Source organism: Paraburkholderia phymatum (genome assembly GCF_040965635.1).
In the GTDB taxonomy this organism is placed as follows: domain Bacteria; phylum Pseudomonadota; class Gammaproteobacteria; order Burkholderiales; family Burkholderiaceae; genus Paraburkholderia; species Paraburkholderia phymatum_B.
Genome location: NZ_JBFRCH010000009.1, coordinates 23,671 through 38,430 on the forward strand (window position 1 = coordinate 23,671; position 14,760 = coordinate 38,430).

The 14,760-nt window shown below is 62.1% G+C and carries 12 protein-coding genes and 1 pseudogene; 6 read left to right on the top strand and 7 right to left on the bottom strand.

The window, feature by feature from the left end:
- Positions 1–5: 5 nt before the first annotated feature.
- The 5 genes from AB4Y32_RS18115 to AB4Y32_RS18135 form a co-directional block, all read right to left on the bottom strand.
- Positions 6–1,403 carry an MFS transporter gene (locus tag AB4Y32_RS18115; protein WP_368722655.1) on the bottom strand — a complete coding sequence of 466 codons (1,398 nt, stop codon included), beginning with the start codon at positions 1,401–1,403 and terminating at the stop codon, positions 6–8.
- A 104-nt stretch (positions 1,404–1,507) separates the two neighbouring features.
- Positions 1,508–2,878, bottom strand: a complete 1,371-nt coding sequence (locus AB4Y32_RS18120) for an MmgE/PrpD family protein (RefSeq protein ID WP_368722656.1) — start codon at positions 2,876–2,878, stop codon at positions 1,508–1,510.
- On the bottom strand, positions 2,875–4,248 hold the full coding sequence (locus AB4Y32_RS18125) for an MmgE/PrpD family protein (protein WP_368722657.1): 1,374 nt from the start codon (positions 4,246–4,248) through the stop codon (positions 2,875–2,877). Before AB4Y32_RS18125 ends, AB4Y32_RS18120 begins: the two co-directional genes overlap by 4 nt.
- A gap of 34 nt (positions 4,249–4,282) precedes the next feature.
- Positions 4,283–5,632: an MFS transporter gene (locus AB4Y32_RS18130; RefSeq protein WP_368722658.1), complete on the bottom strand. Its 1,350-nt coding sequence runs from the start codon at positions 5,630–5,632 to the stop codon at positions 4,283–4,285.
- A gap of 116 nt (positions 5,633–5,748) precedes the next feature.
- Positions 5,749–7,164: an MmgE/PrpD family protein gene (locus tag AB4Y32_RS18135; RefSeq protein ID WP_368722659.1), complete on the bottom strand. Its 1,416-nt coding sequence runs from the start codon at positions 7,162–7,164 to the stop codon at positions 5,749–5,751.
- A 180-nt stretch (positions 7,165–7,344) separates the two neighbouring features.
- On the opposite strand from AB4Y32_RS18135, the gene AB4Y32_RS18140 reads away from it, so the two are divergent.
- The gene (locus tag AB4Y32_RS18140; protein WP_368722660.1) at positions 7,345–8,274 is read left to right on the top strand and encodes a LysR family transcriptional regulator; all 930 of its coding nucleotides are present in this window, start codon (positions 7,345–7,347) and stop codon (positions 8,272–8,274) included.
- A 475-nt stretch (positions 8,275–8,749) separates the two neighbouring features.
- Here the strand turns inward: AB4Y32_RS18140 and AB4Y32_RS18145 are convergent, their stop codons facing one another.
- On the bottom strand, positions 8,750–9,370 hold the full coding sequence (locus tag AB4Y32_RS18145) for a TetR/AcrR family transcriptional regulator (protein ID WP_368722661.1): 621 nt from the start codon (positions 9,368–9,370) through the stop codon (positions 8,750–8,752).
- A 247-nt stretch (positions 9,371–9,617) separates the two neighbouring features.
- Between AB4Y32_RS18145 and AB4Y32_RS18150 the strand changes: the two genes are divergently transcribed.
- From AB4Y32_RS18150 to AB4Y32_RS18170, 5 genes and pseudogenes are all read left to right on the top strand, one after another.
- Positions 9,618–9,908, top strand: a complete 291-nt coding sequence (locus tag AB4Y32_RS18150) for a putative quinol monooxygenase (protein ID WP_368722800.1) — start codon at positions 9,618–9,620, stop codon at positions 9,906–9,908.
- 302 nt (positions 9,909–10,210) lie between these two features.
- A complete protein-coding gene (locus AB4Y32_RS18155; RefSeq protein WP_368722662.1) occupies positions 10,211–11,074 on the top strand; it encodes an alpha/beta fold hydrolase in 864 nt (287 codons plus the stop codon).
- 63 nt (positions 11,075–11,137) lie between these two features.
- On the top strand, positions 11,138–11,284 hold the full coding sequence (locus tag AB4Y32_RS18160) for a hypothetical protein (RefSeq protein ID WP_368722801.1): 147 nt from the start codon (positions 11,138–11,140) through the stop codon (positions 11,282–11,284).
- Positions 11,285–11,878: 594 nt separating this feature from the next.
- Complete coding sequence (locus AB4Y32_RS18165) at positions 11,879–12,349, top strand: transposase (protein ID WP_368722663.1); 471 nt, start codon at positions 11,879–11,881, stop codon at positions 12,347–12,349.
- A 395-nt stretch (positions 12,350–12,744) separates the two neighbouring features.
- Positions 12,745–13,614, top strand: a pseudogene (locus AB4Y32_RS18170) (methyl-accepting chemotaxis protein); the annotation flags it as partial.
- A gap of 56 nt (positions 13,615–13,670) precedes the next feature.
- Here AB4Y32_RS18170 and AB4Y32_RS18175 read toward each other — a convergent pair.
- Complete coding sequence (locus AB4Y32_RS18175; protein WP_368722664.1) at positions 13,671–14,756, bottom strand: porin; 1,086 nt, start codon at positions 14,754–14,756, stop codon at positions 13,671–13,673.
- Positions 14,757–14,760 lie beyond the last annotated feature (4 nt).

Sequence of the window (14,760 nt, forward strand, 5' to 3'; positions counted from 1 at the left end):
CGTAGTCAGCGGCGTGGATAGTCCGCGAGCGGTTGCAGCGACGCGTCGCCCGTTGCATTCGGATCGACGGCGGGGCTCAGCGTTTCGAGGCTGCGGCCTGTCGTGCGCGGACCGAACATCAGTGTGATCAGCGCAGTGAGCGTCCACGCGCCCGCGATGTACATGAACACCGTCACGTAGCCATAGCTGGTGTAGATAGCGGCGATCACAAAGGCGTTCGCCACGTTGGCAACGCGGCCTGCACCATACGTCAGGCCCGTCGCGCTGTTGCGCACGCCCGTCGGAAACTGCTCGGGCGTGTACGAGTACAGCAGCGTCGCGAAGGTCTGCGTCAACATGCCGACCGCGAAACCGAACGCGACGATCAGCACGGGCTGGAAGCTCAGCCCGTACAGCAAGCCGAAGCATGCGATCAGAAACGCGACGATCGCGATCAGATGCTTGCGTTCGAAGCGATCCGCGAGCGCGACGGCGAGCAATGCGCCGAGCGGCGCGCCGACGTTGATCAGCGTGAAGTACGTGAGGCTGCGCGCGACCGTGATGCCGTGATGCACGAGCAGCGTCGGCACCCACGCTTCGAAGCCGTAGAAGCCGATGGTCTGCAGCAGCCAGATCGCGCACAGCGTGAGCGTGCGGCGGCGATAGAGGCTATTGAACATCGCGGTCCACGGCTCGCGTGCGTCAGGCGCGCGCACGACCACGGCGGGCGATGAGAGCACATGCCCTTCGGCTGCCACACGCGCTTCCATTGCGGCGATCGCGGCTTCGGCGTCGCCGAAGCGCCCCGCGCGAGCGCTCCAGCGCGGCGATTCGGGCAAGCGCCGCACGATCAGCGGAAACGCAATGCCGAGCGAGCCCCACACGAACACCCAGCGCCAGCCGTCCGGACCGAACGGAACGACGAGCCGCGCGACGAGATTCGTCAACGGAATCGCGCACAGGTTGATCACCATCGCCCACGACTGCCACGTGCCGCGCGATTTCGCAGGAAACAGCTCGGCGATGTACGTCATCACCGTCACCATGCCCGCCGAAATGCCGAAGCCCGTCACCACGCGCGCCGCGAACAGCCAGGGAACGCCGGGCACCAGCGCGGTCGCGAGCGACCCGAGCGACGAGATCAGCACGAACACAGTCAGCGAGCGCCGACGTCCCATCCGGTCCGACAGCATGCCGCCCAACGTAGCCCCGAAGAACATGCCGATAAAGCTCGCCGACGTGATCAGCGCGATTTCGTTGATTGCAATATGCCAATGCCGGATCAGCGCGGGCGCAGCCGAAGCAAACGTGTTGATATCGCAACTGTCGAAAAACAGCGGGATCGCAAACAGCAGCATCCATTCGCGATGCATCCGCGAGTTCGGCAAACGGTCGACGCGCGCGGCGACGAGTGAATCGTTCATGCCTGTCTCCTTCGAATCCGCGCGTTCGTGGCCGCGCGATGTGCTATCGGGTGTGGTGCGGGACGGTTGCGTTGCTCATCCGCTCGCTTCCTTCAATCGGGCTTCTATTCCGGCTTCAAGCCGGCCTCCATCTGCGCAGTGAAACGGGCGATATCTTCAAGAAGCTCGACCTGCCACAACGCGGCGAGCGCGCGCTCGCTCGCGTCTTTCGTCAGCGCGTGCGAGGCGCAATCCAGAAACTTCGCTTCGATACGCTCGTCGGGCAGCGGATTCGCCGACGTGCGGCCCGCCGCGCGCGCGACGCGCTTCGACAGGCGGCTTCCGTCGCGCAACTCGACGACCACCTCCGCGCCGAAATGATCGGGCTGCTGGTCCGCGAGCGGATCGGGCCCGGCCGTCACTTTCCCCATCACGGCCTGTATCGATGCAATCGCATACGAATCGCCTTCGAAATCGGATAGCACGACGCGACCTTGCGCGAGCGCTTTTGCAACGCAGTACTGCACGCTGAACTTCGCATCGAGCGCGCTCTTCGGCTGCGGACGGTTCGTATGCTGCAAGCGGCGCGGATGCGTGCGCGAGATCACGCGCTCGACTTTCTCCGGCGTCAAGCCGTGCTCGGCGACGAGCATCAGCATCGCGTCGATGGCGGGATGCGTGCTGCCGCAACACGGGTACTGCTTGATCGCGATGCCCGGCTCGACGATATCGAGCGGATCGGCCCACGCGCGCATCGCCGCGTCGGCATCGTAATTGCCCGCGCCGTTGTAGACATTGAAGAAGCCCTGGCGATGCTCGAACGCGTCGTCGCCGGCCGTGAAGCCTTCGCGTGCGAGCTGCGCTGCAATGAGCCCGTTGCGCGACGCGTGACCGACATGCAGCGGTTTCGTCATCGTGCCGAAATTCGCCTTCACGCCGGACGCAAACGATGCAGCGATCGACAGGGCCGTTGCCGTTTGCGATGCGTCGAGCCGCATCAGACGCGACGCCGCTGCGCACGCGCCGAATACGCCGAGTGTCGCGGTCGGATGCCAGCCCTTGTCGTAGTGATGGAAGTTCACCGCGTGCGCGAGCCGCGCCTGCGTTTCAAAGCCGGCGACATACGCGCTCACGAACTCACGGCCGCTTGCGTGCCCCTCCGCCGAAAGCGCGAAGAGCGCCGGCAGAATAGGCGCCGACGGATGACCGCCGAGCGTGTTGCTGCAATCGTCGAAGTCGAGCGCATGCGCGGCCGTGCCGTTGACGAACGCCGCGTCCGACGGCTTCATGCGCTCGCGTCGTCCGAACACCAGCGCGTCGCCCACAGACGGCGACGCGACGGCATGCGCGAGACGCGTGCAAGGCTCGCTCGCGCCCGCAAGCGTTACGCCGACGGTATCGACGATGCCGATGCGCGCCCAGCGCAACGCCTCGGGCGGCAGGTCTTCGAAACGGAATGCGGCGATCCTCTCACCGAGCCATCGGGCGATCGTCATGCGCGTGCTCCTTGCAGCCGTGACGCTGCAGCGTCGAGCCAGTGAAGGTTCGCTTCCTCTTCGATACGATCGAGGCGGTCGAACAGCGGCGCGGCCGCAGTGTCGAGCGTGCGCGTCATCCGCATGAATTTCGCGCGCAACTGCTCGCGCGAAAGCGGCGAACTCGGACAGCCCGGAAAGTCCGCGCGCGCTTCTTCGTAGCACGTGCCGTTGTCGAGCGTGATGCGTGTCTTCGTCGACAGCCCTTGCGCAACCGTTGCGACGATGCTCACGCGCTGCGCCAGTTCGCCGACGGCGGGATCGTCGAGCAACGGCTTGCCGAAGGTCGCGGGGTCGTCGGCGTCGTGCAGCAGCGCCGCGGCGACGCAGTACGGCACGCTGTACTGCGCGAGCGTCGCATCGGCCGGCGACTTGATGTCGTGATTCGCGGCGAGCCGTGCCGCGCCCTCAATGTGGATCGATGCGATGCGACGCGCGTCGATATTGTGCGCGGCACGCAGACGCTGCGCCGCATAGACGGGCGTGTGCGCGACGATGTGGCACGCGTAGCGCTTCAGGCAGACCGTCGGCGTTTCGTAGCGCGTGCCGAGACCGTCCGTCAGCAGCGCAACGTCCGAGCGCTCGCAATACGCGTGCAGAAAACCATAGCGCCCTTCGAGCACGCTCGACGGGCCGTCGAAACCCGCGCGCGCCAGTTGCACGGCGACGATGCCCGCCTGCGCCGCGCGCCCCAGATGCACGCGCTTGACGAGGCCGCCGTCGCCTGCCTTCGCGAATTCGAGCAGTCCGCCGCCCAGCGAACCCGCGATTCCGAGCGCGCGCCGCAGCGTCTCTCTGTCCACGCCCGCGAGCTTGCCCGCGACGACTGCCGCGCCGAACGGGCCCGTCAGACCCGGCGCGTGGAATCCGCGCGCTTCCGCCGAATGGTTCGTCGCCGCGCCGATCCGGAACAGCACTTCGATGCCCACGACGAGCGCGGTCAACACATCGCGTCCCGATGCGCCCGATATCTGCGCGGCGGCCAGCGCGGGCGGCACGAGCACTGCGCCGGGATGAACACCCGCGCCGGGCTGCCGCAGACTGTCGAGCTCGGCGGCATGCACGAGCACGCCGCCCGCGAAGGCCGCCGCTTCGGCGCCATAGCGCGCATCGGCGATGCCGGGGACGGCGCACAGTCCCGGCGTGGCATTCGCGAGATAGCGGCGCACGGCTTCGCCCGCCGTCACTTCGTGACCATAGACGGCCGCACCGACTGCATCGATCAGGCAATCCTTTGCGAGCCGCACGACGTCGGCGGGCAGTGCTTCGTATCGCAAGCCGTGAGCGTAGTCCGCGAGCGCGTGTGCGGCCGTCGTCGTCGATTCGTGCATCGTGTCGTCTCGTTGCGTGCTTTGCATGGCGCCGTCAGCCTCGCGCTTCTTCGTCGATGACGGAGCGATGGCGCGTCTCCGGCATCAGCAGATAGGTGACGAGCGATATCGCTGCGCACGCGCTCACGTAGTAGAAGAACCACGACTCGTGGCCCGCGTGCTTGAACTTCAACGCGAGGTATTCCGTCGTGCCGCCCATCACCGACGACACCACCGCAAACGGCAAACCGACGCCGAGCGCGCGCAGCTTCGCGGGAAAGAGTTCCGACTTCACGAGCCAATGTATCGAGGAGAAGCCGCTCAGAATGCCCAGCGCCGCGAGGTTCAGCGCGAACGCCGCCCACACGCTGTGCGTCGTGCCGAGCGCGTGCATCAACGGCACCGTGCAGAACGTGCCGCCGACACCGAAGATCAGCATGACGGGACGCCTGCCGACGGCATCCGACAGCAGTCCATAGAGCGGCTGAAAACACATGTAGATCACGAGCGCGACCGTAGTGATCAGCGTCGCCGTATTGCGGCTGAAGCCCGTCGTATTGACCATGTACTTCTGCAGATAGATCGTGAACGTATAGAACGCGACCGTGCCGCCGATGCTGATGCCGATCGTCCACAGCGTCTGCATGCGATGGCGGATCAGCAATGCGACGAGGCTGCCGCGCTCAGCTTCGTCGCGCGGCTTGCCCGCCGTGAGCGCATCGGCACGCTCGAATGCATCTGTTTCCGCGATGCGGCGCCTGAGGTAGAGCGCGAATACTGCGAGCGCGCCGCCGATCGCAAATGGAATGCGCCAGCCCCAGTCTTCGAGTTGCGCGGGCGACAGCACGAGCCGTTGAAGCAAGAGCATCAGCGCGAGCGCCACGAGTTGACCCATCACGACCGTCACCTGCACGAAGCCGACGAAGAACCCGCGCCGGCCCGCAGGCGCCATTTCGCTGAGATACGTCGCGCTCGTGCCCGCCTCGCCGCCCATGCTGAAGCCTTGCAGCAGCCGTGCGCAGATGAGCACGCCAGGCGCGGCAACACCGATCGTTGCGTAGGTCGGCGTGAGCGCGATGATCAGCGAGCCGATGCTCATCATCGCCACCGATACGCTCAGCGCGACGCGCCGTCCGTGCCTGTCCGCGAGCGCGCCGATCGCCCAGCTGCCGAGCGGCCGCACCACATAGCCGATCGCGGCGACCGCGGCCGCGTTCAGCAATTGCGCCGTCTGATTGCCGCCCGGAAAGAATGCCTTGCTGAAGTAGATGGAGAAGATCGAGTACGCGAGAAAGTCGTACCACTCGATCACGTTGCCCGCGCTGCCGCCGATGATCGAGCGCAAGCGTTCCCGCCGCCCGGCGAGCGAAGTCCGTAGCGACAGATCGTGAGGCGTTGCGGCCATCCTGTGTCCCCTTGCGGCCGCCCGGCCGCTATTGTCTGGTGCCTGGATTGCTGCCTTGCTACTTTCCTGCCTGCCGTGCTGCGTGTGATGTGCTCGCGTGTGATGTTCTCGCGGCGCTAACCGCGAGACGCGAGCAAGCGCACGAGTTCTGCTGCGTCCGTCTTTTCTTCGGCGTGCATGACCCAGTCCACGATGCGCTCGATCTGCTTGCCTTCGATGCGACGTGCGGCGAGCTTCGTCATCTTGCCGACGATTTCAACCTCGCTTGCAAACGCATGCTCGCTGCCGCGCTGCGATTGCACGGTTTCTTCGAGCCGCGTGCCGTCGCGCAGTATCGCTTCGACTCTCACCGTATGGCGCGCGCCACGGCCGCACGCGGTGATCGACGGGTCTTCGAGCACCTGTACGCGATCGGCCAGCGCCATGCGTTGAGGGTCCGCCACTTTGTCTTCGCTGAACTGGTCGACGAACACGTCGCCTTCGAGCAGCAGCGTCGCGACGCAGTAGGGCAGGTTCAACTGCGCGGACGTCAGCCCCTGCGGCACGTAGCGCCAGCCCACGTGATCGACTGTCACACGCGAGCCATGCACGACGATCGACTCGACGTCGTTCGCGCCGAACGGATGACGCGCCTGCATCGCGCGAATCGCATCGAGCGTCGTGTGATTGCTGCCCACGCACGAATAGAACTTCAGCGCGATGTTCATCGTCTCGAAGCGCTCGCCGAGGCCGTCGATCAGTTGCGTCAGATCGAAGCGGTCCGTCGATCGCGAGAACGTGCTGCAAAATCCTCCATACGGGTTTTCGAACACATCGACGATGCCCGTGAAGCCGTGTTGCGCCAATAGCGCCCCATACAGTCCGCTTTGCGCGGCGCGCCCCGCATGCATGCGCTTGACCATCGCGCCGAACTGCGCGGCCATCAGGCCCGCCGACTGCGTGCCGCCGATGCCGAGCGCGTGCACCGTCTGCGCGGTATCTAGACGCAACGCGGCCGCCGCGCCCGCCGCAGCCGAGAACACGCCGACCGTGGCGCCCGAATGCCAACCCTGCGCAATATGTTCGGGTCCCATGCACATGCCGACGCGCGGCCCCACTTCATAGCCGGCGACACACGCGCGCAGAAAGTCGCGGCCGCTCATGCGTGCATCGGCGGGCAGCGTCTCTGCGATCGCGAGCACTGCGGGCAACGTCACCGCGCCGACATGCAGCACGCCCGCGCGATGCACGTCGTCGAGCTCGAAGCTCTGGATCATCGTCCCATTGACGAGCGCCGCGTGTGGCGCCGACAGCTTCAACGGCATGCCCCACACGTTGCAGCCCTGCGTCATATCGATGCTCGCGAGCGTGTCCGAGAGAATGCGACTCCACTCGAGGCCCGAGCCGAACAGTGCGCAGCCGAGGGAATCGAGAATCAGCAGCTTGATGCGAGCGCGCACTTCGTCGGGGATCGCTTCGTAACGCAATCCCGCCACAAAGGCCGCGACGCCGCCGGTATAAGGGTTTGTGCCGATGTCGTTGTGCTGGTTCATCGCGTGTCAGGCGCAATGGCGCGCGGTAGTGGGTTTAAGCCGGGCATGCTGCTTTGCTGTCACCCAGTATCCGCACGCGCCGTGGGTTTGTGAATTGCGTGCGGCGCGATTATTATTGCCTCACATGCAATAGTCGATAGTCTGTGTATCCCTCACAGTCAGATCCACAGTCAGGCTCCCATGATTCGCTTTCCCGGCGTCGATCTCGATGCGCTCCGCGCTTTCGTCGCTGTCGCTTCCCACGCATCGTTCAACGATGCGGCGATCGAATTGAATCTGTCCGCATCGGCGCTGACGCGACGCATCAAGCGGCTCGAAGAAGCACTCGATCTGATGCTCTTCGAGCGCACGACGCGCACGGTCTCGCTCACGTCATCGGGCGAACTGCTGTTGCCGCGCGCGCAAAGCGTGCTGCGCGAACTTGACGCGTCATTGCAGCTCGTCACCGAGGCCACCCGTATTCGCGCGGGTCAACTGACGATTGCGTGCATCCCCACTGTCGCGAAGTTCCTGCTGCCGAAGATCGTGAGCAGCTATCACCACAAGCGGCCTGAAGTGCGGCTGAGGCTGATCGAAGCCGACCTCTCGACGGTCGCGCGGCGCGTCGCAGATGGTGACGCGGAATTCGGCATCGCGTTTCTCGTCAATGAAACGCCCGAACTCGCGATCGACGAGTTGCTGGTGGACCCGTACGTATTGGCGTGCCCCGCCGATCATCCGCTTGCGAAAAGCGAGCACGTCGCATGGCGAGAGCTGAGACCGTGGCCGTTGATCGTGTCGGGCACGACGAGCGGCAATCGCCGGATGCTCGATGCCGCATTGCGCGACATCGACTGGCGCCCGGACCGTCTGATCGAAATCGAGCATCTGACGACGTCGCTCGGACTCGTCGAAGCCGGACTCGGCATCTCGATCATTCCACGTTGCGCGGCGCCGCGCGATGCTCAATCGAGAATCGCGATCCGTCCGCTCGTCGAGCCGACGGTTGCACGCACAATCGGTCTGATCCGCCGACGCGATGCGACATTGCCGGCCGTCGCACGCGATTTTCGACTGACGCTGCGCAGAATGGCGCCGCTCGATCCGGCGTGGATGCAGCCCGCCGAGTGATTGCGTTTTGCCCAGCACCTGAGTGCGCGTACCGCCTGATGGCGCGAAGTATCTGCTCGTCAACCCGCGCAAAACTCACCGAAATGAAGCACGTTTGGCACTAACGCTGTGCATTTCCCGGTTTGTCTGGTTCCCCAAATAATTCTTGCTGCGCAACTGGCAAATTGGCGCAATACTCACTTGCCCGCTTCTTCTCGCGGGGTCTTCACTGATGGATGGCCCGCTTAAGCGCTCCTTTTCCCGCTGTAGCTTGACTCACGTGAAACGGCAATCAGCTCATGGAACTTTGCGACGAATGCGCCACGCTCCAGGGATGCTCCGCTGACAGGATCAGAGAAGACGGCCTGACCCTGATCGGCGTTGGCGAATGCGAAGGTGTAGTGGCAATCGAGCACTACCGTTGTGAGAAGTGCCGCGCGCTTCTCATTCGGCAACTCTGCGGGTGCACCGCCGAGCAGATCTGGACAGCGTTTTCCTAAGCTGCGGGCCAGCTCTTCAACACCGCCGCCACCAGTTGACGAAGCTGCCGACGCGTAGCGCCTCCTCTCGCCTGAACGGCGAGACCCTGAATAAACGTCGATACGAAAGTGGCCGCGTCATGACTGGTCATGCCCTCCGGAAGCGGCCCCGCCTGCTTCACTGACTCGAAGCGCTTGCGCAGACGCCGCTCGAAAGCATTGCGGCTCTCCGACAGTTCATCGGCGAGAGGACGCGCATCCGCGCTGCACGCAAGCGCGGCAAACGTCACAAGACAACCGGAAGGTGTGTTCTTCCCTGTGTGAAGTACAACGATTCCATCGAGCAGAGATTCGGCGATCAGCCTGGGTGTCGGTTGCGCCAACGCGTGCTCACGAAACGCCAGATGGTTGTCGTTGTATCGATCGACCACCCGCCGAAACAGCCCCTCCTTGTTTTCGAACGCCTTGTACAAGCTGGACTTCGTGAGCCCCGTCGCCTCCTGGAGATCCGCCAGCGACGCGGCATCATAGCCCTTCTCCCAAAACACATGCAGGGCTTTATCCAAAACATGATCTTCGTCGAACTCTCGTGGGCGTGCCATTTCAGTTTCCTCTGACAGACTGTCATTGTAGACCAAGCGGTTTACAACAGAGGATTGCCTCGATCGCGCTCGATGTCGTCAGATCGCTCGCCCGTACTCGTTCGATGAAACCGAACGACCTCGCGGGTCCCTTCGAACGACATTCGAAACCGGTTGGTCCATAATCTTCACAATCATCACCTCCTGTGACGTCAGGTGTTGAACGCTGCCGATGCAATAGCGTAAAGATCCATCCAGATTCAGGAGCCCCACCACGACTCAGAACATTTCATTCATTGTCCATCTGCCCGGCAAGCCTGAGGCGCGCGAAGAACTTTACTCGAGCCTCGTCAAGGTGCTCGACGAAATGTCAAATGAACCGGATTTCGTCAACACATATCTACATCGATCCGCAGATGATCCCGACACCCTCGTGCTTTACGAAACCTGGGCGTGCAGCGCGCAGTATTTCGTGGATCATCATCTGAAGAAGCCATACCGGGTCGACTATGAAGGCAAGCTCAAAGGCCTTCTGAAGTCCGACCGGACGTTCGAATGGCTCGATCTTGTCAAAGGCTATGAGCGTAACGAGTAACTTTTTTTGAAGCTCCATAACCAGAAGCGGGCTCGGCTTCGAAAACCCGCTTCTGGCACCCATCCCGCGTGCGCGCTCAGGCCGTTCTGGCACGTTCGAGAATGCAGAACGTTTCATTCGATACCTACGCATGCACTTCTGAACCGATAGGTCCATAATCTTTTCGGCACGTATCGATGTCGAATCTGCTTCTTCGGCTGCAAATTCGACATCGCGTGAGCGGAGTCGTAGCAGCGAACGCTGCTGCGGACTATCACCAACACCGATGCTTCATCCGGTGCTTCTATTCGACAGGAGCGGTCATGGAAAAGCTGACGAGCAAGCGCGCAAGGGCAAATGGAATAACGCTGCACTACGTTGCGGCGGGGAATCCCTCCCGTCCCGTGGTCCTCGCGATGCACGGATGGCCTCAGAACCACAGGGAGTTCATTCCTATCATCGACGCACTGGGCAACGAATATCGGTTCATCGCCCCAGACCTGCGTGGGTACGCGGACAGCGACAAGCCGTTCTCCGGCTACGAGCCGAAAACCATCGCCCAGGACATGCTCGACCTGCTCGAAGTGGAAGCCATCGATCGCTTCCATATTCTCAGCCACGACCTTGGAGGTCCGCCCTCGGTGGCGCTCGCGTATATGGCTGGCGATCGCGCTATTTCCCTGTCCACGATCGAAACACCGTTCTTCGGACTCGACTTCCCCGGATATGTCGATCCGCGTGTGCCGTACTGGCATCTCGGCATGCATATGAATATGGATATCACTCGCTTTCTTGTCGAAGGACGAGAGGCGCAATATCTGCGCCATTTCTTCCGCGACTTCGCGTACAACCCTCAAGCAATGCCAGAAGAGGAAGTGGCGCTTTATGTGATGCAGATGAAGCAGCCGGGCAATCTTCGTGCAAGCCTCAATCACTACGGCTACATTCCTCAAATGGCCGCGCAGACAGCAGAACTCGCAAAAGAGAAACTGAAAATACCGATGCTCGCCTGGGGCGGAAGTCACTCATTTGGATCGCACTGCTTCGATAGCGCAAAGGCAATCTCGGTCAATGCGAGTGGCGGCGTGATCGAGGAATGCGGCCATTGGGTCTTCGAGGAGAAGACCCAATTCATCTCCGAAGAACTGCAAGCGTTCTGGAAACGCGCAGACCGGGAGCAAGCATGACTTCGCGGCCGGAAGCCCACCAACCGAAAGACCGTCGACGCACGTCCCTGCGATGCAGGCTTTATCCACATCGCAACGTATGTGGATGACCTCGACGCACTGCTTGAGCGGATCAAGGAAGCAGGATGGCTGCCCGTCGGACAACTACAACACGTCGAAAGCGGCGAGCGAACTCACTGCCGGTTCGAGTTGACGTCGAAGGTAGGTTGACACTGACAAGCCTGGCAACGGTGCTCGCGACTGATGTCGCGAGCACTTCCGTTTTCAAGGGTCGAAAACGATTACGTCCTCAATGTGTTCGCACCGCCCATCGTAATTGCTCTGCATTAAACAGACGGGCTGAGCACCGATTCCCAAAGTGCTGCTTCGCGAATTAGCGCTCCCCCTCCAAAGGGCGGGGGAATAAAAAAAATAAAAGCCGTAGGATGCGTACTCCCCCTCGCAGGAGGCGTCGCAATGTTTTGCTCATGTGACACGATCCCTGTCGAACTAGCGGCCCTCAGCGGTCCATCAGGCACGCAAGTGCCGTATCGCCGCTCGATCCGTTCCTGTTGCCTCCTTGCCAGGAAGGTGGCCGGAACTGTTGAGCAATATCGGCGATGGCTCAATATATCAACAAAATTCGTCGGCACCGGTTGACCACTTCACCCGGCGCACGACATTGCCATCTTGCCTTGCAAGTCCGCTGCGGCGGTGATGAAGCAGTTACCACTTTTGAGAACGTGGAGGAGATGCGCTTGCCGAATTCAAACACACCCCTTGACTCGCGCTCGACCGTTTGATCGAAGATGCGCTTCCGATCCGATGGACGGCACGATTTCCACTCACCGCATTCGCCTTTTGGAGCTGTGTTTTGTCGACACGGCAAGACGCAACGACGGTGACGTTCATTCTGACTTTCACGGAGTACTGCGCTACTGCAGTTTGAACATGGCTCGACCCAGAATCCAATTTGAAATTTCGGCGGACGAACGTGAGCAGCTCATCGCGATGGTCCGCACGCAAGACCACCCTCCCTCATGGAGACTTCGTGCGAAGATCCTGCTGATGGCCGCTGACGGTCATTCGAACAACGACATCAGCAGCGAGTGTTCTATAACGTCGGCGGCAGTAACGTACTGGAAGAGGCGATTCCTCGCGGGCGGGCTCCATGGGCTGATCAATGGGTCTGTCGACGGCCGCTACGATCTTCTTCCGAACAAGGAGGCGTTGCAAATCGAGCAGGTGTGTAACGCATGGATCAGCGCTCAAGCCACCCAGGGCGAATCCAGCTAATCCGAAGACAGGCATGGGTTGCTAGAGACAGCGACCCATGCCACGCATCGCAGCAATGGGATGAACGCTTGGGCCGACGCCCCTTCAATCGGTGCAATGACGCCTTCGGGAGTCCCGCTTGTCACAGCAAAATCACAAAGTAGCGACTACCTCTATTTTTGGGGGGACTGGGTAAATCCGTAGGCCTTTTTCCCGCTCCGGCCCATAAAGTTCTTTTCACCTGCCTCCGATAGCCTTCTTATGGTGTCAGTCTGCGGCGCGACGCCATAGCACTCGATAGACAGTGCGCGCCCTTAGCGCGACGTCTGCGGGCACGACAAACATTCCAACTTTCGAGGGCCGTCCGTGCGCAATAACCAACCTGTCACGCAGCACGAGTTTTAATTTCCCGACAACAGGCACTGCGTGTCGCATCGGGAGAGAGCCAGAAAGCCGTTCACATGAATCGCGTCGACGAAATCGGCATGACGCTGCGCACGATCAGCCAGCTTGGGCTGATGTTTCGCTGGCTGATCGACGACGTCAGCGAACAGGTCATCAATGTGCAGCGTGCAGTCAACGAGATCGCGCAAGGCAACAACGATCTCAGCGGACGAACCGAGCAGGCCGCCACCAACGTGCAGCAGACCACATCGTCGATGACGCAGATGACCGCGACCGTCAAGAGCAACGCAGAAACCGCGATGCAGGCCAACACGCTGTCGGCGTCAGCGAGCGACGCGGCTGCGAAAGGCGGACAGGCGATGTCGCAGGTCGTCAGCACGATGGACGACATCACCGACAGCTCGCGAAAAATCGCCGACATCATCGGCGTGATCGACGGCATCGCGTTTCAGATCAACATCCTGGCCCTCAACGCCGCAGTCGAAGCCGCACGCGCGGGCGACCAGCGACGCGGGTTCGCGGTCGTCGCCGGCGAAGTCCGTGCGCTCGCGCAGCGAAGCGCGAACGCCGCGAAGGAAATCAAGAACCTGATCGGCGCGAGCGTCGAGAGAGTCGAGGCGGGCGTCAAGCTGGTCGACGATGCAGGACAGACGATGGACGACATCGTCGCGCAAGTGAAGCGCGTGTCGGACCTCATTGCGGAAATCCGGTCCGCCACCGAGGAACAAAGCAGCGGGGGCACGCAAGTCGATCGCGCAGTGAGCGATCTCGACACCATCACGCAACAGAATGCGGCACTCGTCGAGCAGAGCACCGCTGCGTCGGAGAGCCTCAGGCAACAGGCCGAACACCTCGTGGAAGCGGTCAGCGTGTTTCGCTGAGCGCAATTCGCATCGTACAGGCGATACGGTTTGGCATGAGTCTGCAATGAAAGCGCCTAGAACAGATGCGCAATCCCAATCGCGACCGCGAGTTGATTCGCACCCGTCGCGACCGTTGTCGTCGATCCCGTCGCACTCAACGCAGACTTCGAACTGTTGATCACATAGGTCACGTCGGTATAGAGAACCGTCCGCTTGGAAAGCCAGTAGTCCGCGTTGACACCCGAGCTCAGCGCGTGCGCCGATACCGCGCGATACGAGTGGTAGTAGGAAGCGGCCGCCAGCTGAAGTTGCGGCGTGACCTTGTAACGCAATCCGCCATACGCCATGTACTGCGACGGCGAAGCCTGCAACGTCGCGGCGATGTCGTTGAGCAACAGCTCGTATCCGCCATAAAGCGTCGCGTCGCCGATCTGCCATGAACCGCCGGCCACGTAACGGCGTTCGCTGTCATTCGCCGATGCGATGCTCTGGCCCTGCCGCTGTTCATACACGAACGACAGATTTAACGGGCCTTGACGATAGCGCCCGCCTACGTCGAACTGCTTGCCGACCCGGAACGCGCCCGGTACCGGACCGCCATTGGGCACGGTCGAGTCATAGCCGAAGCTGTAGAGCGCATTGACTTCGAACGGTCCCGCGTGCCCCAGATACTCGACGGCATTGTCGGCGCGGCCCACGAACTGCGCGTCCTGCGCGGAAAAACCATAGCTGGAATAGCCGAGCGGATCGAGTGGGAGAAAGTAGCGATACATCGGCGTCATCTGCCGGCCGGCCATCACGGAGCCGAACCGGTCGCTCTCGATGCCGACGAACGCCTGGCGTCCGAAGAGTCGTCCACCCTGCTGCAACGTCCCGTTGTTCATCGCGATGCCCGATTCGAGCGTGAAGATCGAGCGCAGGCCGCCGCCGAGATCCTCCTTGCCCGTTATGCCCCAGCGCGAGTTGATTCGATTGCCGGTATTGAGCCGGAACAGGTTGCCTGAACCCTGCTTCGCCGCGTGGTTCACGTACTCGACGCCTGAATCGACAATCCCGTACAGCGTCACCGACGATTGCGCGTGCGCCGCGACACTCATTCCCACTCCAACGCAAGCGACAAGCAGATTTCCGATCGCGCGGGCCGTGTAATTCGACTTCATCCTG